Raw genomic sequence first — 24,253 nt, 5'->3', positions numbered from 1 at the left:
GCCCAAATTGGTACAGTTACATTGTAGAGGTTGTTCAAAAAGTCCGCTTTTGATTACGAAGGATGCCTAGCGGCATCATCAGCATCGAATATAGGATTCAGCCGAAATAAGCGGGAGGCTTACGAAGTATGTTTCCTTTGGAAACATTGTAGTTGCTCACGTAGCTCTATCTACGCTCCGCTACTCCATTTCTAGCTTCATCCCATCTTCTCGGTACTGAAAACCGGCCTTTTTGAACACGCATTTATAAAGATCATACACCGTAGGGGGATTGAACAATGATCAAATTCAAAAAAACATGGTGGTCACTGCTCATGGTTATCGCGCTCATCACGATCACTGCGTGCGGCAGTGGCGAGACAGCCAGTGACAATGGTACCGATAATACGCCGGGAACTGTCGGCTCAGCGGAAGCAGAAGCTGCTTTTGCCAAAGGAAAATATGACCCACCCATCGAGTTCAGCTCGGTATTGATGCCGAAGAAATACGTGCAAGGAGATACCAAAGAAAATAACGTGCACGATCGCTGGATGCTCGAAACGCTGGGTATGAAGCATAAAGATACTTGGTATCCGGCCAATGACGATCAATACAGACAAAAGCTTCAACTGGCTATCGCTTCTGGCGAGAAGCTGCCTGATTTTGTAACCGTACCGACCAATGCGGTACTGACCAATCAGCTGATCGACTCCGGTCAATTCATCGCCATCGATGAGTTGTTCGATAAGTACGCGAGTCAGACCCTGAAAGATCACGCCGCAGCACATCCTGAACTGTGGTATCCGTTCACCAAGGACGGCAAGAAATACAACATGCCGATCATGGAGTACACCGATAACGACGATACACTGCTCTGGCTCCGCGAGGATTGGATGGAGAAGCTGAACCTGGAAGCTCCGAAAACCATCGCAGACCTTGAGAACATCATGGACAAATTCAAAAACGAGAACCCGGACGGTCTGTCTCCAGACAAAGTATTCCCGCTGGCAATCTCGCTGAAAAATAACACCAACACCTGGATGGGTCAGCTCGACTGGTTGTTCGGTGCATACGGCACAATCGAGGAGCAATGGAACAAAGACGCGAACGGTAATCTCGAGTACGGCTCCGTTAACCCGGGTGCCAAACAAGCTCTTGCCAAGCTGGCTGAATGGATGGATAAAGGTTATATCCACGCTGACTCCGCTCTGTGGGACGAAGGCAAATCCGCTGAAAGCTGGACAGCTGGCAAAGCGGGCATTCTGCCTGGCGCCAACTGGGTACCGGACTGGCCTGCCCCTGACCTGCTGAAGAACGTACCTGGCTCAAAATATAAAGCTTACCCTGTTCCAGCTGGCCCAGACGGCAAGATCGGTACGAAGTGGCAGAACTCTGGTGTCAACGCAAGTATCATGATTAACAAGGATGCGAAGCATCCAGAAGCCATCTTCCTGTACTACAACTACTTGCTGGATAACCTTGCGAACCCGAAAGCGGGCAGTGAGTATGAATACGGCTTCGCCAAAGGGTACGACTGGGATATCATTGACGGACAACCGACCAGTGACAAAGAGAAGATCAAAGACTTCTCCAACGAATTCCCTTTCCTGACTGGCCCAGCACGTATCCCGGATCTGTACATGAAAACACTCGTGAAGCTGGCCAACGGCGAGAAGCCTGAAACACCTTACGAGAAACAAATGGCCGAATTCCGTAAACCGGAAAACTGGTATGCTGGTAAAGTCGTTATGTCCCAAATTGACGTCCGTAAACAAAACTATTTCACTGGCGCTGCAACACCAACCATGGTGTCCAAATGGAACCTGCTCCGTCAGTCCGAGATGGAAACCTTCAACAAAATCATCTACGGCAATCTGCCGATTGATGCCTTTGACCAATTCGTCGCCAACTGGAAATCCAACGGCGGTGATCAGATCACGCAAGAAGTGAATGATTGGTTTAAATCGGTAAGTGCGAAGTAAGAGTTGGATTTTGGAAAAGTAGAGATTATAAAAACAGCCGAAGCGATAGTTACACGCTTCGGCTGTTTTTTAGGTAGAGATTGAGGTCGCTTCCCCCAATTTAGGCTTCGTGTTAGTGGATTAAACCTTCGTATCAATCTCCTCCGGCATCGACTGACCCAGCAAGGAAACTGTGAGCTGAATACCGTCCCTCAGTCCTTGCATATACAACTGCTCATTCTCTATTCCTTTGCTGACAATATAACGATTCTCCCACTCGGCATATTCAGGTGTCTGCTCGACATCTTTGCTAGCAAACAAAGCTTCGAACGCTTCTTCTGTTTCCCCACGTACACGACTCAGTTCAGGATCTTGCCCAATCTGGGCAGACACCTCTTCCAGCCTTACCTGAATCGCTTGTTCCAACCACGGTGGAAAATTCATTGTTTCTCCTCCCTACGCATTATGTACCTCACTCATCATCGTACCACTCGGCTATGTCTCGCCTTTATTTCACTAACTCGTGCCACCAGTTCGTCCACCCTTCGGCTCTGTTCTTGCACTTCAGGGTTGTCCCATAACGGAATCGCTTGCTTCAAGGATGCCTCACCAAGCTGATTAAGCTTGCGCCGTTCCTCTTCTAATACATCAAGCAACCGCCTCATACTTCCACCTCTCTGATGGGTCTAAACTGCGCCATGTCTTGTTAAGACTAGACGTGAGCAATCATTTTTAATGTGAACATCCATTCCTCGATATTGTATACCTAACATTTTTGTCTCATCCGAATTGTAAGATAAAATATGATCGTTTTAATGCGGGGATCGAATTAAAATAAAAAAAACACCGATATAAACCTTCGGTGTCAACAATAAAATCGACTCTCAGATTCCGGTCTATTCTCGAAAATAAGAATCGAATAGAGAGAATTGCTTTTTACATTGTGTATACTAGTTGGAAATCTACTAAGCCAGTCTTTCAGTTTGAAAGGTTAACTAGCGAAACTCATTGGAATGGTGAGGTATTTCTCCCCCTCGAACCATTCCTCCATTCAAGCCACTCCTATTCGAATAATATATCTATATCTAAAGATAGTCACTTCTCAGAACCCTCATCACTGCTTCTCATATCAATGCCTTCAATTAAGCTTACTAGTTCTTTTAATCTTGTTCTTCTCAAACTTACTACATCAGACATAACAAATTTAAGAAGTGAAATCACGTAAGTCATCATAACTATTCCTATGATATGAACCGATAATACTGTTAGTGTTTCGGGCATTAGACTTATATTTTTGAATTGGGTGATGGCATACTGGTTCCATATTGGTATAAAAAGTCCAACAAATATACCTGGAACAAAAAAAATAGTGAGTTTAGTATTTTCAATTTCTTTATTAAGAGCATTAATTATTTTAGTACAACTTTTCGATAGGTTTAGCCCTTGTTCACTTTCTAAATATTTCTTTAATTCATTTTCCTTATATAGATTAAATTCAGAGCCACCCCACATTTTTTCATCTTGTTTCAGTCCATATTCAGAAAGTACGATTCTCTTAGCTTTTTTGTTCACAAGGTATAATCCCACAAATGTTAATATAAGGTAAATTGCAGATCCATAAAGCCTATAGTCAATAGGAATAAATAAAAATGCAAAACTAGTTAACAATAACAAACTAATAAATCCAAACCAATGTATCTTCATTTTCTTGAATACTAAATTATAATTACCTAGTTTCTTGATATAAAAATGAATTATCTGATGAATCAACTCAATCAGTACCTTTCTGCTCAAAGTTTTAAAATGCATATTTCTTAATGATGAACTTGGTATCGCAACGACCGACATGTAAACAAATATAACTGGGCCTTTCTGAGCCAATTAATAATTAATCTAACCTTGTCTTTCAAGATTATTCAATTCAAGGAAGTCTTTAAGTTTCTCTGGAAAAATTAACGTCCCAAATTCAGATGTTTCTTTGATTATTCTCCAGATTTTCGCACTATTTTTATCGTCCGAGCCGTAGCCTAAAACAGACTCTAATTTCGGAATGTTGAAATGTATCTTTTCAAAAGAGGCCTCTTTAATCAAACTCCAATTTGTGGTTATCATCCCCTTTTTAGTTCTTTCACTTAATGGTTCTCCTTTTGAATTGAACGCTCTGATATTTGTTAATTCAGTATTATAGATGTCACTCTCTTTAAGTTCTTCAAATGTTTGAAAAGAGAGCTTTGTTAAGAAGTCTTCTTCAAAGTCAAAATCGTTGATAGCGAAATAATCTATTCCAAAGTGCTTGCAAAGTTTGATTAAGATTAAAGCAGTTATTTTCCCATGATGAGGAATTATAGCAATGTTGTTAAAATTCAAATAGGTCTCTGAGTATTTGTTATCACCAGTTAGTTCTAATACTTTTCTTCTAATAATCTCCTTATAGGTCATTAAATCATTTGGACCTTCTACAAGAAGTACTTTCTTACTGAATATTATTTTATTTAAATTCGGTTCAATTAATTTAATATAGTTATTGTAGTCATCAATTTCAGAGAGCATTTCATCAAAAATTCCTTCGTTTTCTTCAGTTTCGAGAAACTCATTATTCTGTTTGTTGTATTTAAGTACCGTTTGTTTACTTTCTTCATTAAATTCAAAACGAATCAACCCTCTAGTATCAAAAATATCTAACATCTTATCAGAATGTGTAGTGTAAATTACTTGGTGTCCTTTTTCTGCTAGCCCACAAAGAACAGTCTTGTAGAAATATTCTTGATGGTTCTCATGTAAAAAGCTTTCAGGTTCTTCAAATAAAAAAAGACATTTATCAGTCTCATTGCTCTCTGCAATTGCTTGGATAACAGCCATGACAAACATAGAAATATAGCCATCTCCAAAATGACTGATCGGTATTAGGTTTTCCATATCTCCATTAAGGCCAATTTTGAACATCATCTCTAAAAATATTTCCTCGTATTCTGGTAATCCAAATTCTATATGACACTGGTTCTGTCTTAAGTTAGTTATATAATTAGTTTGTATACTATTTAAAAATTCTCTCAAAGTAGAGTCAGCCATTACCTTATCAGTAGAGGTCTGTATTTCATCTTTAAATGAAGCTTTTTTCCCTGCCATGATGCTATCTTTATCAACGATACTTTTGATATGTTTCGCCAAAAATGAGGATAAGTTTCCCCAACTTGTTTTTTTTGTTGATATTTCTTTTTTAATTTCATGAAAGTTTATGTAGAATATTTTATAATATTTTGCTGCACCAAATGAACTAAATATTTGTCTTGTCTTGCCCCAGTCCTCGTAAGAGTTAATTCTAGCGCTTTCTATTTCATTGCCATCAAGTTCGATTCTCAAAAAATGGTATCCAGTTAGATTTGCTATCTTTCCATCTACTTTTGTTTCGCTACTACTAATCAGTTTTGTCGCTATGGCAGGTATATTATCATATCTACGGTTATGAAAATCATTAATTGTAAAACTATCCTTAGTAACATACCTTTCTGTTATTCCATATAAAATTGAATTCAAAAAATTCGTCTTACCTGCATTATTGTATCCCACTATTGCTACTGGTTTTTTATAATCTTCTTTAGGAAAATTAACTGTAACTTCTTGTTCTCCAAAAGATCTGTAATTTTTAATTTTTATACCCTCTATCCGAATATGGCTCATACATATTCCTCCTTAATGAGTTTACTTGTAAATTTAGGTAAATACGTTGTATTACGGATTAGCCCGGATCGAGTTCGGATAATTGATTTTGAAATTTACCGATAATGCCTTCTAAACGTCTAATAAGATCATCATATGTAACAATATCCATTACATTTTTATATTTTCTTTTGATAACTTCCAAATCTCGAAGTTGTTCGCCATTCAATTCCTTTTCTCTTCCAAGAATAATGATAGCACTAGGACTTGTAATATTAATCTCGAAACCATTCGGAAGGAACTCCCTATATTTATTTGTTAAATCTTTTTCACCTTGTCTTCCTGACTTGTTCAAATGAAACAAATACTTTTCTACTTGCATAATAGTACCTGATAATTCTCTAACCGGAACATAATTATCTCTATATGTATGTTGAGAAATCAAAGCATTATAATTCGGTTTCTTTATTTCAACAACATCAATATTCCCACTTGAGTCAATTAGCATATAGTCTAACCTTCGTTGCTTTAAACTATATTCATCTCTGAATTTCACTTCTTTAAATACTTGGATATATTTAGGGTAAATCAATAACAAGACGTCTATAATTTCGTTTTGCCAATCTGATTCAGTGTAGCCATTTTCATTTTTTAGCATATATTTAAGACGTTCCAGTACATATTGATACTTTTTAACTTCGTACTCAGCAAATGTCGCATTTAAGCTTGACTTAATACTCTTTCCCACTAACTTCTTAGACATGTAAGAATTGTATTCTAATACAAACTCTCGTTTTGTATTTACATATTCCTTTAGTATCTGACTAATTCTAGCTTTGGAATATTTCCGTACTTCAGTGGAGTTGGGGAATATTTTCAATAGTTTATTGAACTCTTCTACTGGTAAATCCGATTCTTTGGGTCCAATAGATAAATCTCCTTCTATGACATCAAAAATTCGTCTGAAAATAGAGATATTGTTGAATGTCTTAAACATATTAATTTGGAACTTTATATTTTTGTGGATTAGTAATTCATTCTCTATTCTAATTGCAGTTTTCTTGACTCTAAAATAGTCACCTTCTAACTTGGCGAAGGAAAATTGCACTTCTTCTAATATAGTAAATTCTTCTAAGTCAATCTCCTTATACAAATCATTTTTCTCAAAATAAAAGGTTTTGCCAATAGCTATCATCTCATTATCATCAAATTTTTTTGTTATCCAATGGAGCCCATCTCTTGGAGTATATTGAGCTATAATTTCATCACCAATCACTTCAAATTTAATCATAAAGCCTCCTTTAACTTCACTTCACCATGAGCGTTATTTACATTACATAATTTGAAATTATTATTGAAAACCTAAACACAAATTCACCTGTCCGTATGCCCTGAAATTCAGATTCTTATAACCCCATCTATATTAGCCACAATACAGTCTTCTGATATACTCCTAAGTATGCAGAAAGCCTATGATAGATGCGTTAACTTACTTTTGATTTCTGATTTTGTTAAATTCGATAGTTCTTTAATTAGTTTATCGGCTTCTTCTAAAAATGCGTTAAGATAATCAAATTTCATGACCATTATGCAAGGTGAATGAGAATTCTCAATAGATATATCCTCTAATAAAAATCCTCTTTGTATTGCTTCAAATTTCATTTCACTATGTTCATCCAAATAGCATTCAAATAACTCGCCTTCAACAAGAATGATAGGAAAAACAAAGTTGTAAGCATCGGAATTATTACTATTCAGAATGTATTTTGATGCTTTAAGCACACCTGTAACTGCTTGATAAGTGTCTATTTGATTGTCTTTGAAGCCCTGTACAAAGTTATAACCGACTCTCCCTTCTTTGTTAATCCAAGGTATATTTTCGAGTTTGTCAAGCTTTTCTATAAGTATCCCTCTTGATGAGTCAGAATTATAAGAAAATGAAAACAGTTTATTACGATGATTCAATGTTTCAGCCGATGTAAATAGAACGTAAGGGTATGATTTAGAAGACTTGCACTCAAATACAAATGAAATATTCAGTAAACCTGTAATTTCTTTGTATTGCGACACTACATCAATTTCCCTAAACCTATTAGTATCTTGATCAATGTAATATGCAGAATTTCTAGTGAAATAGTCAGCTTCATTCATTCTTTTGCCTAATTTCATTTCTAAAGAATAACCATGTCGATTTAACCATTCCATCAACTTTGAGTTCACATTTTTCTCTTCTTTAGACATAAAATTACTCCTTAAGTTTAGTCACATAAAATGTTATAGTTCTACAAAAAAATTTAGTTGCATTAGAATTCCTTAGTTATTCTGATTACCTAGAATCAAACATTTCAATTAAAAAAGACTCAAATGCCGAGCAAAGATTTATTATCAATAAGTTAATTAGCATTTTTGTCTTATCATTATTGCTAGTTATCATATTAATACATTCGTTTACTTTCACTTCAGTTTTTAAGAGGTATGTACTGCATGAATACAACCCTATTCCGTCCAATATACGAACTATTTATATGATAACTCATGTTATTATATTTGCGAAGATAAACATCCGTGGAAAAGGACGATTTAGCAGAGTATTTGATCCCCCATGACATACGATCCAGTGGAATTTGAATACGCTGAATATTTTTCGTACTAACATGCGCGTAATCTCTGGGTTGTTCGTGCGCTCATATGACTCAAGTAGCACCCGAATGTAGCTTAGGTCTATCCCGTTTTCCAGCAATGAGTACCAAAAGAGTGTCTCAGGACATGTATACTTACCTATTTCACAATTTCTGCACGTCGACTTGCTTCTTTGAAAACCTTCTGCACACTCCGCTTGGTAAAATACGATTAGAAGATTGCCCCGGAAACAACCAACGATTGGATGTATATTCACCTATGCATTTCTGCACAAAATCCCTAGCGAGATTTGAAAGAAGCGTCCCTGATCCTTTTGCCCCTTTCCCTGTCTCACGATGAGTGTTTGCCTTTCAATATCTAACCGCTGCAACACAGACGCACAACTTCACCTACTACGAAGCCCAGAAAAATATACTGCACCCTCGTAACTTTTACGCCTTCTGCAACTGTTCTTTGCTCCACTGGTTGTTTACTTACTAGCATTTCATTCGTAATGAAACAACACACTTACAAATAACGGAAAATACTGATAAAATATAATGGATAATGAAGTTGTTTTCATATGAAACTGTATAATTAGTAGTACAACATAAGGACGGTGTTTATTTGATTTTCAAGAAGCTAATAATTAGCGTCATCACACTTTGTATTCTAATCATATTGGGTTTTCTGAGGTGGGATAATCTTGAATCCAGCGTAGACTTTCATTATAAGTATGATCGATGGGCTGGTCAGAAATGGGTAGAGTTCTATCCGCCGCTAGCTGCTTCATCCAACAGCATGGAGTTTCCACTTATATATAGGGATGAAATAAATCAAAATGATATAGATAAATATTTAGGAAAACAAGCTCTCTCTGGAGAGTTAGTGAATAAGTGGATTGAAAGAACAAAATTAACGGATGGATATATAGGTCTATTATTATTGAATATTCTAGTGGTCATTTACAGTTTCTTTAAAATATTTATTTTGAGAGTAAAAAAAAATAGGATGATCTTGATCTCCTTCAATATGCCGAGGCACACGTTGCCAAAGGGCGCACTAACACAAAGACAGTAGTCCCCAATAAGGAGCTACTGTCTTTACTCCTTTTAGCTAACCACACTTATTATCACTGATATATAGAAGTCATCCGCGAGCCATTGGCAATGCTTTGAATATCTATATTGAGCGTTTGCCAGTCTAAACATATAAATTCCATCCCACAACAAAAGCAGCCAAGATGAAAGCCGAGATGCCAGACATGATGTACATCACCTTTTGCTTTTTGCTGTAACTGTTCTTCCGCAGTTTGTAAATAAGCAAGCCAAGATACGCGACTGCCAGAACCACATAAAGTAGGTTAAACATTAAATTGATGCGTATCGAAGAATGAGCGGGATAATTTGGAAGTCTTGTGTGTATGACTAAAAGGTTAAGAGGAAGTAGCGCACCTGCAACATTAATTGCAAGATGATATTTATTCAAATCTATCCGAGGATTTCCTCGTTTATTTCGTTTGTAAAGTAGTAGCATCCGGATAAAATAGACGAGCAAAGCTGTCACACTGAAAAGAATGGCTAGTATGACAGGAATAAGAGATATCTTAATCAAGTTTACCTTTAAATTCGATACAGGCAAGTAATCAATATAAGGAGTGACTGAAATTTTCTCCACAATACCATTATGCTCGACAACATTATAAGATTTTGCTAGATCAGCTTTTGAAAATTTCGTTATATCAAGCTGTCTGAATAAATCGGTAAATCTAGCGGCAGGTCGTCGTGCGGATTGAAAATATCCTCCCCCCTCTGAAGTAATAATATTAGAATTTACGTTATCGCCAAAAATCTCTTTGATAAGCCCATAATAATAAATTTCTTCAAAAGACTGGTTTGTCATGACCACCATCCCAAATTTAGATTCGGGATCAAAGACAAGTTTGCTGGAGAACCCTTTCAGATTCCCCTCATGCATCAGTGTAGGCACCCAATATTCCATCTCAACGAACCCATGCGCAAATCGCGGAGTAGAGGTCCCCTCATAATAGAGACTTGTTGATAACATTTCGTTCAACGTATCCCTGTTCTTAAATAATACATTGCTATCATCTACTGGCATCAACGCTGCAAGGAATTTCCCTAAATCTTCTGCTGTCCCCATCGCTGCACCTGTAGGATAAAACGTTACGTATACTCTGTTCTCAGGGATTAGTTTCAAATCTTTTGTATACCCTTCAATCTCATTCCTTCTCTGTACTAGGTCTGGACGATCTCGCCCCGTTGGATGAACCGTAGTGTCGTTCATATGAAGCGGTTTGAAAATATGTTGATTAACATATTCATAAAAAGGTTGTCCACTTATCTCTTCCACGATGTAACCAGCTAGACCAATGCCGTAGTTCGAATAACCCACGATGCTATTCGGTTTATAGATTTGTTTCGGCTCATTTTTACGTAGCGTGTCTCCCAAATCAACATTTTCATTCTCGTCGTAATAATACACTTCCGTGACTGTCTGATCTTCCCAACCCGCATTGTGATGCATCAGGTTCAGTAGGGTAATCGGTTCATCGTATTTGAGCTTTTTGAAGAATCCCTCTGGCAGGTATTCTCTGATATCGGTCTCCAAATCGAGCTTACCTTGTTCGACAAGCTGCATCACACTTGTATAAACCAACAGTTTCGAGATGGAAGCCCATTCAAACACAGTAGAGGTATCTGCCTTTCGCTGATTCTCAATATCCGCGTAACCATATGCCTTATTCACAATGGTTTCACCGTCTTTGATAGCCACAACCGAAACGGCAGCAGTATACTTCTCATACGAGGCAACATACGCATCAATCGTTTCCTCTAAATTGGATAAAGGAATCCTGGATGGTGTAGTCTCAACCTGTTTCTCATCAGCGTGGGCAGGTACTGCTATTGCCATAATGATAAATATGTATGAAAGAACACTAGCGATTACCTTGTTTACCGTGTGATGTCCTCGATTCATCTGCATTAGCTTCTCTCCTTTTATATTAAAATGTTAATTACATATTCTTGTTCTAACGTATGCGTTTTCAAATGAGTCCACATGAATCTAAATTATTCTCAAATGCAATTACACTCCATTCAAGAAATAGGTCGCGGAAGTTCACCTTTCCAATTAACGATGTTTATCTCTTTGTCTTTCAAGAGGCACCAATCAATCATTTCTCCTATCAACTTTGGCGTGATGATCTCATCGCTCCATTGCGGTGTTAGTACTCTTCTGTATCCTATATATTCTGTTGTCCAGCCTTCGAATTCTTCTCCGATGATGACTATAAATGGGGGCTTGTTCTTAATACTGTGTTGTCCCACTTCATAAGTGACGATTAACTTCTTATCCTCAGAAACGATATGTAATTTGATTATCCCTTCGTCGTCAATATCCGGATCAACATACCAATAAAACAATCGATTGGAGCGAACGATTTTACGTTTATATTTTTTTCTTACGCCCATAACTCACCTCGCATATTTCTTTTTTCTTTTGATCGCAGTATTTGGTCATTTAACCAAGACACAGTTAGAGTAGCTTTGGGATCTTATATCAAATACCATACGGAGTTTAAAGAGTAGTACTTTTGTAGAAATCAATTACTCTATCAAAGATCTCGATCTCTCGTTTTTTTATGTCCGGTAATGTCTCGCTATGCTTTACAATATGATGTACATTATCTGCTATAGACTCAGCTTTATGAATTCCCACATATCCTGGTACCAGTTCATTAAGGTAATGGAAGTATCTCATTTGAGGTTCAATCATGCGTAGGTGTTTATCAAAATTTCTTCTGGATCTTGTCTGATCCATCTCCTTTCGCTTGCGCAGTTCATCTTCTTCCGCCCAGAATAGTACATAAGCATCCAGTAATGATATTTCATTCTCCAATAATTTCTTTCTAAAAAAGTTCGCTGTTTCATCTAAAGATAGATGCTCATAACCATATATCCAGCTGTACCACATCTTAAATACATCGCCATCCAAAATCACATACTCATGTTGTTGATTCTTCTCATATGCTATATGCCATCTATCGATTTGTCTCTCCAGCAACCACATCATAAGTTCCTTACCTTCAAGTTGAGGAGATTCAAAAAGGAACCCTGTTTCTTGAACAATATATGCATCATATTGTGTAGCGAACTGCTGACAAGTCGTACTTTTACCTACAGAACTGGCACCTTCGAGACAAATTATCGTCATTGAAATATATTACCTCCAGATATTACTCACAAAATGATTAATCAACCTTCACTGGCTCTTAAGTGATCATGTTGAATTTCATATTAGACTATGCATTGTAGATTTCTTTGATCTTCAGCCATGTTTCATACCAAAATGTTTTTCGTTTAAGAGGTTTTATCACCTTCATTTGTACTTCTTTTCGCTTCAAATAAACCGTGCCATCCACTTCGATGAGTCTATCGCCAAATAAAAATACAATATCCTTGCATTCCTTGTGATACTGGTTCTCTCTTGTTTCTGACCACTCCGCTTTTTCAATAGAATGCCGTTTTCTCATTATGTAAGATCCTCCTTTAAGGAAACACCACTATTTACAGCAAAAAGGAAGCCTGCCCCACAACATAAACACTTTGTTATCCGATGATGAGCCTTAAGATTCGTATATTTCTTGTTCCAATTCTTCATTATATGAATTTGTATACAAATCCACATCAATCTCAGCATGAATCATATTAACGAATTCAATAAAATCAGAATCGAAATAAAGAGCAGGAGTTTTGCCCTCTTCTATTCTTATTACAATGAAAAATTTCGTAAATAATCGATGTTCAATCCGGATTGAATTGATTTCTTTCACTTTATTTTTTAATAAATCGACTACTTTTGTTAATTGGTGATTTACATCTAATGATTCTTCATACTCCGTACCTAATGTCCATGATGTTTCTTTTATTCGATGCTTTTTGTTAATTATATCGCCTTTGTAAGCCGTATTCGTAGGTTCAATTTTAAGTATTGAACTTACATAATTCGGATCGAATTCATCTCCAAACAAGCTAAAATAAGCCATTACTTCAGTTTTGTCTTTCAGTAGTTTCACCTCTTTGAGAATTGATGTGTGGATCTCACCTACTCCAACTCTTTTAATACAATTTCACATATTATTCTTGTTTCCATTGATGTGATTCGTGTAGTTTACCAGTTTCATAAAAATACTTTAGTACTTCGAGTATGGGCATTAATTCTATACAAATATTATCGGAATAATTGCCTAACTGACCACCAATCACTAAAGAAATTTCACCGTTTCCCTGCTTGTCGTTCATAAGCGTATATATATTATCATCCATTGTAATAGACACAACAAAATATTCCGGTCCGCCTCCAACTAATGCTGAATCTGTGTCTGAAACCTCCAAAAAAACTAATGTAAATTTATCTCCGTCGAGTTTTTTCAAAAAACGCAAACTGTCTAGCCATGTAGGATTCATAACGATCTCTTCATTAAATGTGGTCCCGTTCCGTTCATCAATGCTAATAGAGTTTATCATTTTTTTTATCCTTTTTAGATCATTTTATTGGTTTAGATCCTCCATCTTAAATGCTTCACTATAGAATTTACGCAGCTTGGTTGAATTATCATTCCACTGAATAAGCTTACCATTGATAATTGGGACCAATACATCCAGACACCGATGTCATCATCCTCCCTTACCGTGGACATCCACAATTAAATAACATTTATCACACATATCCATCTTCAGGTTCACCAACATCAAAGCCCAACACTTTTGACGCTTCCAACTTAAATGCTTCTATCCAAGAAGCCCAATCCTCGCTATTCATCTGCGCATAAAAGGATAACCCACTAGGCTCAACGGATGCTTCAATAAATACATCATCCTCTTCAGTTCCAAACCAATATGGAATTCCACTTTTATAACCGATCCACCCTGGCATACGCTCATATACTTTAGCAACTTTAGCCCATACCTCATCAGGCAGGTCATAACTTATATTTAGGTTGCAATTATGAGAATTTATGTTGTTCATTTACATTCTCTCCTTTTACCTTGGACGTATATCAAGATTTTCAAAATTCAGTTATGTAACTCTAATCTCTTCAAGTCTATAATAATATTTTGTTATGACATCATCTATCTTTATGTTCTTCCTCTAAATGTAACGGTAAGTGACGTTGTGATTAGCTGACCATCATAGTTAATTTTCATTCGTATTACGTCTCACTCTCATTAATGGATCTTTACGGAGATGAATCACAAAGTCTTGATTCGAAGTATGATATACAACGTTACCAGGCTCTACTCGAAAAAACTCTTTATTCGCATCTTCTTCTGATACGGTGCGAATTGGTGCAACCACATCTACGATTTTTTTTGTTATCTTCCTCATGATAATGAATGATAGAAACCAGAACAAATTGGTCAGGGAAAAGTTCTCTAACTTCTTGCCATTTCATGTGTCATACCTCCTGTTATTCGTAGTGGTTCAACTTTCTATCATTTTAACATATAGATTAGTCAAATTAATTAACAGCTCGGCGACAAGCGAGTATCATTAGGGTTTAGTCTCACCTTTTCTAGGCAGCAACTCATAAATCGCTTATGCCACAGAAGTATTTAAAGGAGTTTAGAATTAAAAAAAAATTGAAAATTGTCAACCTTAGATGAGTAAAGAAAACAACGCCCCGTCTTTTTAAACGAGCGTTGCTTTTCATTGTGCTTAAATGTTAGCTTTTCCTAGTTCACAACCAGCGATTATCACCTTATTTTACAGTATCGTAAAGCTCTGTCATTCGGTCTGCTAATTCCGATTGCGGCTCCATCCGCTGATTATTCATAGTGGTAGGCGTCATATTTAACATTTTTTTCCCCTGCTCAAACATAGTGACATAGAACAAAACCCCCGTTGTATCTTCTTGGTCAGGATCAATTACGATTTTTAAGTGGCGAACCTTTTCAATCCATTCCTTAATTAGTGCTTGATCTGTAGTTGTTTTTTTAGTGCCATCACTGCTCATCATTCTAATAGAATCAACCTGTGTAATATCCCCGGGATAGAAGGTTTCTAATTCTTTTGGTTCTTTGCTTACTTCCACCTGATCGGACTGACTAGAACTCTGACATGCGCTAAGAAACAAAGTCAACAACGAAGCACAAATTAAGGTGGAGAGTAAATATTTTTTCATCATATTCCCCCCTTAATCATTAAACGATTTTCGCATTTAAATTGTTCCACATTTTAACAAAAATTAAAATTAAAAAACTCATTTTATAAAGGTTAAATCAGATAAATTTGCCCCCCATATGTAAAATAGGAGGAGTCACAGCGGAACTCCCCCTCACCCCAACAACGCCTGCTCAATCTGATCCACAATCCCGTTAATCCCCATCGGCCCATAGCACCCAATCCATGTCGCAGCATCTACCGAGTGTATATGCTGATGCTCATCTGTATCAAGCATTCCCCAGACACTTTGCTCTGTCGCGGATATGCCATCCTGCATAAGCTCATTACTCAGCAAAAAGTAATGACTGGCTTGTACAGCCGGTAGTCTATCAACCGAGATATGATAGGCCGTGTCGGCGGTATCGGATACAAATAACGGGACAGGCAGACCCAGATCACGATATAACACAGCACCTGTACGATGAGCAGCAGAGTGAACCCGAACGAGAGAGTCGAGCGGACGGATCAGGGCTACACTTTTACCTGCCAGTACCGGAGCCAGTTCTTCAGACAGCAAAGCAGTACGTCGATGATAATCCGCAAGTATTTGTTTGGCCACTGCCCGCTTGCCTGTCAGTTCACCGAACAAACTCAGGATGGTCTGCCAGCTCTCATTACGCTTGAACATGATTACTGGAGCAATTCGGCTTAACCGTTCAACATGTTGATCATGTACCTCGGTACAGATAATCAGATCCGGCGACAATCGTTCTACAGCAAGCAGATCAGGGTACTCATACGTCCCAAGTAATTCGGTACCTTGAAGTCCTGCCCGGATGTATTGAGGGAAATTAACCACCGCACTTCCCGATCCTACACTTCCTGCTGGAGATAATCCAAGCGCGAGCAAATGGTCGGCATATTGAACATCCAATACGGCGATCCGCTGCGGTGATTCAGTAACTTGATATTCACCTCGCATATGGCAGATCACCGGACCTTGGGCCGACTCGTATGAAGAAGCTGTGCGATTCCGCAGTAAGGCTTGAGCATACTTTTCATCTGTTTCCGAAGTGGCAGCTAGTCTGTAACGCAGTGGAGGAACGCCATAATATTTCTTAAACGCCCTGCTGAAATAATACATGTCTCGGTAACCCATTTTGTCAGCAATTTCCCCAATGGAAGCATCTGTATGGAGCAACATTCGCGATGCATTCTCCATCCGCAACTGGATGACGTACTCCATCGGCCCGAGCTGCTTCTCTTGTTTGAATCGTCGCTGCAACTGCCTTACGCTGCATCCAGCGAGGGCTGCCAGCTCTTTCAGTTCCAGATTGTGGCGATAATGCGATGATATATAGGACACGACAACATCCACCATGTCGGACTCTGCTCCGCCTTGACCACGTTCATACTCCATGATCAGTTCGTAGATCATCCCCTGGAGCAACGCATTGGCATGAAAACGCTCCAGCCCTTCACCGCGACGCCATTTGGCAACGATTTTTTCCGCATTCTGAATCCATTCTGCCTGAGTCACAGGGTTCTGAATAAACGAAGTTTGCAGCGGGTGTTTGCGATACGAGGGCAACGCATGGGAGGCTCCTTCCATGGAAGAAGCCTTATACCTAATCACGATATAATAAAGTTCGTCTGATCTGGCCGTCAGTGTAAAGGATGTTCCCTTCGCCACATGACAAGCAAAAGAAGCTCCAATGTGGCAAACTTCACCATTCATTGCAAGCTCCCCTTCCCCGCCTACCGCCAGCAGTAACACATTTGAAATTAATTCGGTTTCGTGAAGAACACTGCCAGTCTGCAAAGTACCACTATATCCGTCGATCATCTTGATCGTCGTATCACTCCATAGACTTGTCTGTTCTTGCAGCGGCATTTCTCTCATCTCCTGACAATCGCATAGGTAAATTGTTGCTGTTGTCATTTTAATTGAGATTCTTTCTCATTGTCAATTTTCGGACATTTGAGACAATATTCCCCTGACATCTGGTAATAGAAACAGCAGGTGATCCGCTCACTTTTGGCAACATGCACATTGTCCTTACAATCGGTGAAGCGGGTTAACGGATTCTTCCTCTCACCAAATACCTCCCCGGATGCCACCTGTGTTAGATAGGAAAAGTCCTCTCGAATGATCTTACTTTCCTGCTCTGTCTCGCCTTCATCAGGAGCGAATAGTCGGCCAATCCGTACCATAATATTCTCCCAGAGAATGCTCATCGAAAGGGGTGCAATCGCAGCAAGTGTCTTTAACAGAGGTGTCAGCTGTACCGCAAACATCTCCTGAACCGCTTTTTCCCGCCAAACGTTCCTGTCTCCAGTCAGTTCTTCAGCCTGAAGCTCGTTCACCGCTAGAAAAGGAAACCGTGTACCCTCCTCATGTTCTTCGAGCTTTGGATGATAGAGAAAGCTGTTCTCCAGCTGAAAGGTTACATGCTGATGATGAAACGTCATCGCGGTCACGAGCGGAGTCGTCCATAGATAGCCAAGCCGCTTGGCTAGCATGGAGGCTGCGACTTTCATGTCAGGCGCATCGATATAGTTCTGAAACCAGTGGATATACTCTCGACACGCCTCTTCGTCATGCAACTCACTCAAAGCAATGGTACGGACACTATGTTCAGGCGGCTCACCAAGCAAAATCGAATAATCCTCTACCGTCTCTTTCCATAAGTCTGTCGAGAGATATCGGTTCATATTAGTTCGATCCGAGCAGGGCTTCTGCTGCCTGATCTACAATCAGATTAATTGCAAGCGGTCCGTAGTATGCAATCCACAGTGTTGAGTTTACGTCATACGTGCGGTTATTTTTCACAGCATCCAGGGACTTCCACACGGGATTACTCACCATAGCTTCTGCCTCTGCCGCAAACAGTTCATCCGACAGCACAAAATAACGATCTGCTCCAATGTCAGGAACCTTCTCCATGGAAATTTCAACGGAACCATCTTCATTAATCTCCTGCACCAAAGCAGGCATCTTCAGTCCCAAGTCATTGTACATAATACCGCCGATGCGATGCTCAATACCGTGAACACGAATGCCTTCTTTTCGTGGACGAATGATCGCCACCGTTTCATCGCCCAGCTTCTCTGACAATTGTGTCTTCAGCCCGGCAATTTTGTCTTCATACGCTGTACGCACTTTCTCTGCCTCGTCCTGCTTGTCTGTAATCTGAGCTACTGTAGCTAACGTATCACGCCAGTCTTCGTAGAAGTCAAGTACGAGGGTAGGTGCAATTTTGCTTACACTTTCATACTGTTTCTCCTGGAAGTCGGTCATGATGATCAGATCCGGGTCGAGTGCAACAATCGCTTCCAGGTTAGGCTCGTCCCGTGTACCCAGAACCTGTACGCCACTCGGTTGATCGCCTAAGTATTCTGGGAAATCAGTGTTGCCTCCAGCGATAACACTACCTGCTGGCTTCTCGCCAACCGCTAACATCTGATCCAGAAACTTAACATCAAGCACTGCAATTTTCTGTGGTTTTTCGTTTAGAGTGATGTCACCCTTCATACCCTTGATCGTTACGGGAAAAGCTCCGTCCGTCTGCGTTTCCGCATTCGCAGGTGTCTCTGCTGGCGTTGCTACAGATTGCTTACCGCTATCTGTACCTGTTGCAGCACCGCAAGCTGTCAATACAAGAATAAGGGCCAACATCAAGCCCATGAATAATCTTGATTTGTGAGCAGCATAGGCTTTGTTACCAGCCGCTTGCCCCTTTGTTCCTTGTTTCATTTGTGAATCCCCCTTATGTATAATACTGATAATGATTTTCATTATCGAAACATAAAGAGAGTATATACGATCTCCGTATCGGGTTACCATGTACTTTTGCGACATTTCAGCCGGACTAATGCGACATCGCAAGCCATTTATCCGCCCTTTAATGTTTCAGTGATATAGGCTTGCAGTCGGTAGATGTCTGAAAGAAGCTCTTCTTCCTCCGGTGTATTTCCATACTCCCCTAGCCAGCGTGGTGTGCGAATATGCCACTCATCTGTCAGGTATTGCTTTACATCGCGATACTCTACAATATGTCCCAGGAAATATTCCAGTGAGCCGAAGGATTGTTTATTGCTATCCTTAATGATGGATTGTGTTTTTTCGATGATCACCTGCAACATATGTTGGATATGGTCTTCTGGATTCATAGCTTTAGTTTTCATCCGTAACCTCCCCCTATCTCTATACAAAAAAATGAATTAGTATATTATTCAAATGAGCCTCCTATTGCTAAACGTAGAATTCTGTTCTTATCGAACACAAGGAATCGATGCCCATTGAGTATTGAGACATCGATTCCTATCCTCTAATTATGGAGGTGAATAACGAGTATGCGACCAAGCATGAAGTATGGCATTATTGTTAGCGCAGTTATTATTGTCGTTGTTCCTATTATCATTGGATTTTATATGTTGAACAAGGTTATCGATCCTGACGAGACAATGGTTACGAGAACTGAAGTTTCTCCTGAGCTTATTACTATACAAGGTGGATTTGCAGACAGTATTAGCAGATATCATGGCTACTACCTTTCACATCATAACAATTCACTTTACATTCAGATTAAAGGCAGTAAACTTCCTATCGGTGGTAGTAAAGACTTCACAATTTCATTTTCTAATACTTATGGGAATGTTGATGAAATCTACTTATTAGGTCCTGGCAACGCTAAGAAAAAGATTTGGCCGGACCCCTAACTTTCATTGGAATGGATATCATATGATCTGACGCAAACAGCTTCAGTCTCTTCTGCTTAACTTCTTAAATGCCGAGTATTCCTGATCAGACTTGATATAACTTAATATCTTATCCGCACATGCAGCTGAGCTAAGCTCTTCCGTATTGACTTCCAGATCATATTCATCATAAGAGTAGATGTAGTCGAACTGAGAATGGGCAAGTCCAACCTCGCGATCTCCCCTGCTCTGCTCTCTTCTGGTGAGTTCTTCTTTCGAGCACTGCACGCCTACAAACAGTATCGGATAATCCAATAGTAACTCATAAAAATCGTTAAACCACTTGTCATTGCTGATGACCGTATCCACGATGACATTCAGACCCATCTCCGAAAACAGTTTAATGGTTGCACAGTACAACGAATTGATGGGGGCGAACAGGATATCGGTCATCACATGGTGTTCCACTTCTCTTGTTGGTTTCATATCTGGATATGTATTGTCGATAAATTGATCATAATTATGCAGAAATTGATCTACAGATAGATGATGAAACGGAATGTCTCCCTGATTTTTCATTTCCATCGCAATGCTTGTCTTCCCCGAACTTGACGTTCCGTTCAAAAATATAATGAGTCCTCGTTCCATATCGATCACCCTTATCTATAAAATTAGTGCTGCAATTCAGATCACATAACAATAAAAATTTCAACTCATTTGATCCCATGTCATGAGGCCTTCCCTTATAAGCTGTTATACATCCTAGAAGCAAAATCGAATAAATAGGTCTCTATTTCTTCCTTGTCAGTGATTTACGTGTCCGATGAATCACTTTTTCAACAAAATCATAATGCAAATTTTATTTTGATGCTTCTCTTTCCTTCATAGTATATTGTTTAAAATACTCCCTAAACACATCATAGAGCTCCTGCATTTCATGAATTTCGCCCCGAAACTTACCCCATATTTCTTCTCTTTGTTTATGTTCAACCTCAATGTTAAATTCTTCGGCTTCATATTCAGTCAATAATTCAAAGAAATATTCACAAGGCTCTTTCACAGCTTCACAACTGTCAGCATACTGGCCAGACTCCAGCAGAAAGCTGGCCCAGGATATTTCTCTTCTGTCGTACTTTATGTACAAACAAGCAATGTATTGATCGAAAAGTTTACTATTGTAGTAAGTAATACAAGGTTCTGAGTGAATATATTTGTTAACGATTTCAATAGCGCTGCCTTGATAACGCACCGTGGCTAGTTCTATGATCCAGAACGGCGGGTTCGTGTACTCAAGGATAATGTCATCACAAAAAGGATGAAAGTGTTTGTACCAGATTAATTTACTATCGAGCATAATACCCATCTTACAAGCAAACTCTTTATTCGGTTCTATCTTCATACCAGTAACTCCTTGTTGGGTAGAATATTCCAATTGACCTTAAGCGCTTAGAATTTCTCCGTTTAACTAATGTCTACCCAGGAGTTCTGCTTCTTCTACTCCTCTTTCATTCTTCTTATCCTTGTCCTCTTGTTGACTAATGACTGTTTGACTACTAGTTTCAAACCCCAACATTCTTTAGCGTCTGCCGATGAATAGCTTATTTTGAGTCCAATGAAGATTATAGCCATAACGGTATAGCTCAAAGTAAGGATGCAGGCAGTCTTCCGCCTCCTGTAGACCTTGATAGCGGGGCCACTGCAAGTAGTAGGATATCCAATAATCGCAAGCGATGGAATAGTACGCTTCGCTTAATAGCTCGATGGTTTCATCATAATCACTGCGCGAACTGAGGAGTTCTCCGAGTGCTTCGTAAACGACCTCTCCATCTTCTTCATCCGTGCCTTGAATCAATCTTTGCTCCAGCTTGTTAATTTCGCTTGTAGGTAATACAACGACCTCCGTAAGACTTGCCAAATCTTGTAATGCTTCATTTGCTACGTCAGCCGCTTCGTCATCTTCCGGTACCATGGAGAACAGACTCTTCAAATTTTGAACCAGCTTCTCCCCCAGACCACGCAACATTGCCTCAGAAGCAGGCTCATTTCCACCGTTGAAATATCCTGGCACATATTCGCCGGCGAAGTCCTCAGGATTCAACATCTCATAGATCGGACGTATTCTATCCAAAAAACGCTGACCGTCTGGAATAGGCTCAAACACACGTTCAACGCCTGCTCCCGATGGCATAAACCACTGAAAAAATCCGTAAAGATGGTCTGCTTCAACTTCAGCATCATCCGCTGGCTTGAATTCTTCTCCACCCATCGCTAATAAATAGCGGCCATATTCCTGTTGATTCAATCGGTACCATCTCCTCTTCTGTTACACCGTTTACCACTCTCTCCATTCTTCCGTAATATCTTCATCCTCCTCAATGTCTAATCCAGCCAGCCTAGCTGCCTTGTCTATAAAATCAGCCAATTCTTCACGTTCCATCGTTTCAATAAAGTAACCATTGGCCTCATTCATTTCATTTAAACCTAACCACAGCTTCTTCTACAGCCTTCATCATGCGCTCAGAATCTTTCGTTTCTTGTAATGCTGTTAATTGGTGCAAATATGTATCCAGGGCTTGATCAGACATGAGTAATCTCTCTTCTGTGAAAAAGCTCATCTCCGTGTTTAACCATTCTCTCGTTCCATAGTTTCGTTGGTTTTTCATGAAACAAGTTTTGTAACGTCAATAGAATCAATCCCTTCCATATATAATGATGTCTGTATTTTACCTGTAACCAAAATTATGAACAAGCGTTCTCGCCTATTCACTTTCACCCTATTCGCCCCATAGCCTTGTCACGTTCTCTAATTCTATCTCTTCAAATTGTAATCGATAAATGTCCGGTTTCTTGGTTTGATTCATAAAATCCAATCTGTAACTCGAATCAAAGTAATTCATCATCAACGTCATTACATGTCCGTGTGTGCCGATCGCCACTTTTTTACCCTTGTATTCTTCTAAAATCTGTTTCAACACGCCCACTGCTCTATTCTGGCAAACTGTGTTCGACTCGCCTCCTGGCAATGCATAATCGGGGTCATCAAACATCTTCTTCGAAGCAGGCTCGAACTCTTCATCCGCAATCATATCATCTGAAAAATGTCTTTCTCGGAGATCCTCCATGATCTGAATATCTAATTCTAACGTTACTGCCACACCCTCTAAGGTCAGAATAGCCCTGGCATAAGGACTTGAGATGATGGAATGTATTCCTTCATTCGTTAATATTTCCGTTATTCGTTCTGCATTCATCTTGCCCTCCAAAGTAAGCCCCCTCGTTCTTTCCGTTCCTTCCGTATACGGTGACTCCGCATGCCTTACCATATAAACGATGGTCTTCATAGGACCCTCCTTGAATTTCTTCTATCAAAATTTATGGTCACGCTTATTTTAGATTCTGAATTTAGAATTGATATTTTGCTAGACATTTAATTTACAATAATTTTCAGATATGTGTATAGTAGAAATGAAGCAAGATGGTTTTAAAAGAAGAAGTTAAATCTAACAGAGAGGATGAGGTCATGTCTTTTTTCAAAAGGAAGGTTGTACTAGTCTCTATATTATTCATATTGGCTATCTCTGCTAGTGCAATCGCTTACGTAAATGGTCAATCGAAACCGGATGTCCCCATTCATAATGTCGTTAACCTTTCAGCTAACTCCCTAACATTCCATGAAATAGATAAGCTGGATGCGTTCGTTGAACTGATCGTCATTGGTCATGCAACAGAAGATTTCAGAGATCGAGAGCATGTTATTACTGCATTTGATGACGGAACCATGCAATCCTTTCACACTAACACGAACATCAAGATTGATAAGATATTGAAGAAGCCCGATGATTTCCCTTCAGATCAAAACGAATTAACGATCATCGAACCCGTCAGTCTGGAAGGAGACGTCAAGTACACCGTTAATGACTATATGGAACTACAGAAGGGTGATAGAAGTGTGCTTTTCTTGATGAGAAATACTTTTGGTGATTATGGATTAATTAATGATAATCTCGGAAAATTCAGCTTGGAAGGGATAACTCAATATAGTGTACCTCAATCCTCCACTGTAGAAGAGTTATCCGAATACGAAACATTTCGTAACTCTGTCATGGAGAAGTATAATCCGGATTAAGGTTTTCATGATGCAACGATCA

The 24,253-nt window shown here is 39.1% G+C and carries 27 protein-coding genes and 1 pseudogene; 3 read left to right on the top strand and 25 right to left on the bottom strand.

What is annotated here, in order from left to right; translation table 11 throughout:
* Positions 1–278: 278 nt before the first annotated feature.
* Complete coding sequence (locus tag ACETMN_RS08065; protein ID WP_411735984.1) at positions 279–1,961, top strand: ABC transporter substrate-binding protein; 1,683 nt, start codon at positions 279–281, stop codon at positions 1,959–1,961.
* 120 nt (positions 1,962–2,081) lie between these two features.
* On the opposite strand, the gene ACETMN_RS08060 is transcribed toward ACETMN_RS08065, so the two are convergent.
* The 19 genes and pseudogenes from ACETMN_RS08060 to ACETMN_RS07970 form a co-directional block, all read right to left on the bottom strand.
* Entirely contained in the window at positions 2,082–2,384 is a 303-nt protein-coding gene (locus ACETMN_RS08060) for a hypothetical protein (protein WP_091015111.1), read from the bottom strand.
* A 35-nt stretch (positions 2,385–2,419) separates the two neighbouring features.
* Positions 2,420–2,605: a hypothetical protein gene (locus ACETMN_RS08055; protein ID WP_091015113.1), complete on the bottom strand. Its 186-nt coding sequence runs from the start codon at positions 2,603–2,605 to the stop codon at positions 2,420–2,422.
* A 430-nt stretch (positions 2,606–3,035) separates the two neighbouring features.
* Positions 3,036–3,788 carry a hypothetical protein gene (locus ACETMN_RS08050; RefSeq protein ID WP_411735983.1) on the bottom strand — a complete coding sequence of 251 codons (753 nt, stop codon included), beginning with the start codon at positions 3,786–3,788 and terminating at the stop codon, positions 3,036–3,038.
* A 45-nt stretch (positions 3,789–3,833) separates the two neighbouring features.
* Positions 3,834–5,618 (bottom strand): ATP-dependent nuclease, encoded by a 1,785-nt coding sequence (locus ACETMN_RS08045; protein WP_091015116.1) that lies wholly within the window; start codon positions 5,616–5,618, stop codon positions 3,834–3,836.
* A 58-nt stretch (positions 5,619–5,676) separates the two neighbouring features.
* Complete coding sequence (locus ACETMN_RS08040; protein WP_091015118.1) at positions 5,677–6,888, bottom strand: Shedu immune nuclease family protein; 1,212 nt, start codon at positions 6,886–6,888, stop codon at positions 5,677–5,679.
* Positions 6,889–7,067: 179 nt separating this feature from the next.
* Positions 7,068–7,838, bottom strand: coding sequence for a hypothetical protein (locus ACETMN_RS08035; RefSeq protein WP_091015120.1), 771 nt, complete (start codon positions 7,836–7,838; stop codon positions 7,068–7,070).
* A 1,581-nt stretch (positions 7,839–9,419) separates the two neighbouring features.
* The gene (locus ACETMN_RS08030) at positions 9,420–11,222 is read right to left on the bottom strand and encodes a serine hydrolase domain-containing protein (protein ID WP_091015123.1); all 1,803 of its coding nucleotides are present in this window, start codon (positions 11,220–11,222) and stop codon (positions 9,420–9,422) included.
* Positions 11,223–11,335: 113 nt separating this feature from the next.
* A complete protein-coding gene (locus ACETMN_RS08025) occupies positions 11,336–11,710 on the bottom strand; it encodes a hypothetical protein (RefSeq protein ID WP_091015125.1) in 375 nt (124 codons plus the stop codon).
* A 106-nt stretch (positions 11,711–11,816) separates the two neighbouring features.
* On the bottom strand, positions 11,817–12,452 hold the full coding sequence (locus ACETMN_RS08020) for an AAA family ATPase (RefSeq protein ID WP_091015126.1): 636 nt from the start codon (positions 12,450–12,452) through the stop codon (positions 11,817–11,819).
* Positions 12,453–12,540: 88 nt separating this feature from the next.
* Positions 12,541–12,771 carry a hypothetical protein gene (locus tag ACETMN_RS08015; protein ID WP_091015128.1) on the bottom strand — a complete coding sequence of 77 codons (231 nt, stop codon included), beginning with the start codon at positions 12,769–12,771 and terminating at the stop codon, positions 12,541–12,543.
* A gap of 93 nt (positions 12,772–12,864) precedes the next feature.
* Positions 12,865–13,314, bottom strand: a complete 450-nt coding sequence (locus tag ACETMN_RS08010) for a DUF4279 domain-containing protein (protein WP_411735982.1) — start codon at positions 13,312–13,314, stop codon at positions 12,865–12,867.
* 61 nt (positions 13,315–13,375) lie between these two features.
* The gene (locus tag ACETMN_RS08005) at positions 13,376–13,705 is read right to left on the bottom strand and encodes a hypothetical protein (protein WP_143786491.1); all 330 of its coding nucleotides are present in this window, start codon (positions 13,703–13,705) and stop codon (positions 13,376–13,378) included.
* A gap of 253 nt (positions 13,706–13,958) precedes the next feature.
* On the bottom strand, positions 13,959–14,267 hold the full coding sequence (locus ACETMN_RS08000) for a hypothetical protein (RefSeq protein ID WP_179198458.1): 309 nt from the start codon (positions 14,265–14,267) through the stop codon (positions 13,959–13,961).
* 168 nt (positions 14,268–14,435) lie between these two features.
* Positions 14,436–14,694, bottom strand: a pseudogene (locus ACETMN_RS07995) (hypothetical protein).
* A gap of 306 nt (positions 14,695–15,000) precedes the next feature.
* Positions 15,001–15,423 carry a hypothetical protein gene (locus tag ACETMN_RS07990; protein WP_091015133.1) on the bottom strand — a complete coding sequence of 141 codons (423 nt, stop codon included), beginning with the start codon at positions 15,421–15,423 and terminating at the stop codon, positions 15,001–15,003.
* A 153-nt stretch (positions 15,424–15,576) separates the two neighbouring features.
* Positions 15,577–17,298 carry a helix-turn-helix domain-containing protein gene (locus ACETMN_RS07985; RefSeq protein ID WP_411735981.1) on the bottom strand — a complete coding sequence of 574 codons (1,722 nt, stop codon included), beginning with the start codon at positions 17,296–17,298 and terminating at the stop codon, positions 15,577–15,579.
* A gap of 44 nt (positions 17,299–17,342) precedes the next feature.
* Complete coding sequence (locus ACETMN_RS07980) at positions 17,343–18,119, bottom strand: (2Fe-2S)-binding protein (protein WP_411735980.1); 777 nt, start codon at positions 18,117–18,119, stop codon at positions 17,343–17,345.
* 1 nt (position 18,120) lies between these two features.
* Entirely contained in the window at positions 18,121–19,161 is a 1,041-nt protein-coding gene (locus ACETMN_RS07975) for an ABC transporter substrate-binding protein (RefSeq protein ID WP_411735979.1), read from the bottom strand.
* Positions 19,162–19,298: 137 nt separating this feature from the next.
* Positions 19,299–19,592, bottom strand: coding sequence for a hypothetical protein (locus tag ACETMN_RS07970; protein ID WP_411735978.1), 294 nt, complete (start codon positions 19,590–19,592; stop codon positions 19,299–19,301).
* A gap of 168 nt (positions 19,593–19,760) precedes the next feature.
* Here ACETMN_RS07970 and ACETMN_RS07965 point away from each other — a divergent pair, with 168 nt between their 5' ends.
* A complete protein-coding gene (locus tag ACETMN_RS07965; protein WP_411735977.1) occupies positions 19,761–20,126 on the top strand; it encodes a hypothetical protein in 366 nt (121 codons plus the stop codon).
* 42 nt (positions 20,127–20,168) lie between these two features.
* On the opposite strand, the gene ACETMN_RS07960 is transcribed toward ACETMN_RS07965, so the two are convergent.
* From ACETMN_RS07960 to ACETMN_RS07935, 6 genes are all read right to left on the bottom strand, one after another.
* Positions 20,169–20,753 carry a chloramphenicol phosphotransferase CPT family protein gene (locus ACETMN_RS07960; protein ID WP_411735976.1) on the bottom strand — a complete coding sequence of 195 codons (585 nt, stop codon included), beginning with the start codon at positions 20,751–20,753 and terminating at the stop codon, positions 20,169–20,171.
* A gap of 211 nt (positions 20,754–20,964) precedes the next feature.
* Positions 20,965–21,504: a hypothetical protein gene (locus ACETMN_RS07955; protein WP_192134407.1), complete on the bottom strand. Its 540-nt coding sequence runs from the start codon at positions 21,502–21,504 to the stop codon at positions 20,965–20,967.
* Positions 21,505–21,681: 177 nt separating this feature from the next.
* A complete protein-coding gene (locus tag ACETMN_RS07950) occupies positions 21,682–22,407 on the bottom strand; it encodes a hypothetical protein (protein WP_105597786.1) in 726 nt (241 codons plus the stop codon).
* 30 nt (positions 22,408–22,437) lie between these two features.
* Positions 22,438–22,575 carry a hypothetical protein gene (locus ACETMN_RS07945; protein ID WP_244661037.1) on the bottom strand — a complete coding sequence of 46 codons (138 nt, stop codon included), beginning with the start codon at positions 22,573–22,575 and terminating at the stop codon, positions 22,438–22,440.
* A 1-nt stretch (position 22,576) separates the two neighbouring features.
* Positions 22,577–22,768 carry a hypothetical protein gene (locus ACETMN_RS07940; RefSeq protein ID WP_244661036.1) on the bottom strand — a complete coding sequence of 64 codons (192 nt, stop codon included), beginning with the start codon at positions 22,766–22,768 and terminating at the stop codon, positions 22,577–22,579.
* Positions 22,769–22,879: 111 nt separating this feature from the next.
* Complete coding sequence (locus ACETMN_RS07935) at positions 22,880–23,446, bottom strand: histidine phosphatase family protein (RefSeq protein ID WP_411735975.1); 567 nt, start codon at positions 23,444–23,446, stop codon at positions 22,880–22,882.
* Between the two features lie 227 nt (positions 23,447–23,673).
* Here ACETMN_RS07935 and ACETMN_RS07930 point away from each other — a divergent pair, with 227 nt between their 5' ends.
* Positions 23,674–24,231: a hypothetical protein gene (locus ACETMN_RS07930; protein ID WP_411735974.1), complete on the top strand. Its 558-nt coding sequence runs from the start codon at positions 23,674–23,676 to the stop codon at positions 24,229–24,231.
* The last annotated feature ends 22 nt before the right edge of the window (positions 24,232–24,253 follow it).

This window comes from Paenibacillus sp. M2 (assembly GCF_046713495.1).
GTDB classification, from domain to species: domain Bacteria; phylum Bacillota; class Bacilli; order Paenibacillales; family Paenibacillaceae; genus Paenibacillus; species Paenibacillus amylolyticus_B.
The sequence above is the reverse complement of the archived record's forward strand: the minus strand, read 5'-3'. Positions and strand labels throughout refer to the sequence as shown.

Coding starts and splice junctions, on each gene's coding strand:
- ACETMN_RS07945 (WP_244661037.1), bottom strand. CDS start 22,575: ATGAATGAGGCCAATGGTTACTTTATTGAAACGATGGAACGTGAAGAA.
- ACETMN_RS08015 (WP_091015128.1), bottom strand. CDS start 12,771: ATGAGAAAACGGCATTCTATTGAAAAAGCGGAGTGGTCAGAAACAAGA.
- ACETMN_RS08060 (WP_091015111.1), bottom strand. CDS start 2,384: ATGAATTTTCCACCGTGGTTGGAACAAGCGATTCAGGTAAGGCTGGAA.
- ACETMN_RS08025 (WP_091015125.1), bottom strand. CDS start 11,710: ATGGGCGTAAGAAAAAAATATAAACGTAAAATCGTTCGCTCCAATCGA.
- ACETMN_RS08050 (WP_411735983.1), bottom strand. CDS start 3,788: ATGTCGGTCGTTGCGATACCAAGTTCATCATTAAGAAATATGCATTTT.
- ACETMN_RS08055 (WP_091015113.1), bottom strand. CDS start 2,605: ATGAGGCGGTTGCTTGATGTATTAGAAGAGGAACGGCGCAAGCTTAAT.
- ACETMN_RS08030 (WP_091015123.1), bottom strand. CDS start 11,222: ATGCAGATGAATCGAGGACATCACACGGTAAACAAGGTAATCGCTAGT.
- ACETMN_RS07955 (WP_192134407.1), bottom strand. CDS start 21,504: ATGAAGATAGAACCGAATAAAGAGTTTGCTTGTAAGATGGGTATTATG.
- ACETMN_RS07935 (WP_411735975.1), bottom strand. CDS start 23,446: ATGAAGACCATCGTTTATATGGTAAGGCATGCGGAGTCACCGTATACG.
- ACETMN_RS08005 (WP_143786491.1), bottom strand. CDS start 13,705: ATGAATCCTACATGGCTAGACAGTTTGCGTTTTTTGAAAAAACTCGAC.
- ACETMN_RS08065 (WP_411735984.1), top strand. CDS start 279: ATGATCAAATTCAAAAAAACATGGTGGTCACTGCTCATGGTTATCGCG.
- ACETMN_RS08000 (WP_179198458.1), bottom strand. CDS start 14,267: ATGAACAACATAAATTCTCATAATTGCAACCTAAATATAAGTTATGAC.
- ACETMN_RS07975 (WP_411735979.1), bottom strand. CDS start 19,161: ATGAAACAAGGAACAAAGGGGCAAGCGGCTGGTAACAAAGCCTATGCT.
- ACETMN_RS07960 (WP_411735976.1), bottom strand. CDS start 20,753: ATGGAACGAGGACTCATTATATTTTTGAACGGAACGTCAAGTTCGGGG.
- ACETMN_RS08020 (WP_091015126.1), bottom strand. CDS start 12,452: ATGACGATAATTTGTCTCGAAGGTGCCAGTTCTGTAGGTAAAAGTACG.
- ACETMN_RS08040 (WP_091015118.1), bottom strand. CDS start 6,888: ATGATTAAATTTGAAGTGATTGGTGATGAAATTATAGCTCAATATACT.
- ACETMN_RS08045 (WP_091015116.1), bottom strand. CDS start 5,618: ATGAGCCATATTCGGATAGAGGGTATAAAAATTAAAAATTACAGATCT.
- ACETMN_RS07965 (WP_411735977.1), top strand. CDS start 19,761: ATGCGACCAAGCATGAAGTATGGCATTATTGTTAGCGCAGTTATTATT.
- ACETMN_RS07980 (WP_411735980.1), bottom strand. CDS start 18,119: ATGAACCGATATCTCTCGACAGACTTATGGAAAGAGACGGTAGAGGAT.
- ACETMN_RS07985 (WP_411735981.1), bottom strand. CDS start 17,298: ATGCCGCTGCAAGAACAGACAAGTCTATGGAGTGATACGACGATCAAG.
- ACETMN_RS07990 (WP_091015133.1), bottom strand. CDS start 15,423: ATGAAAAAATATTTACTCTCCACCTTAATTTGTGCTTCGTTGTTGACT.
- ACETMN_RS07940 (WP_244661036.1), bottom strand. CDS start 22,768: ATGAAAAACCAACGAAACTATGGAACGAGAGAATGGTTAAACACGGAG.
- ACETMN_RS08035 (WP_091015120.1), bottom strand. CDS start 7,838: ATGTCTAAAGAAGAGAAAAATGTGAACTCAAAGTTGATGGAATGGTTA.
- ACETMN_RS07970 (WP_411735978.1), bottom strand. CDS start 19,592: ATGAAAACTAAAGCTATGAATCCAGAAGACCATATCCAACATATGTTG.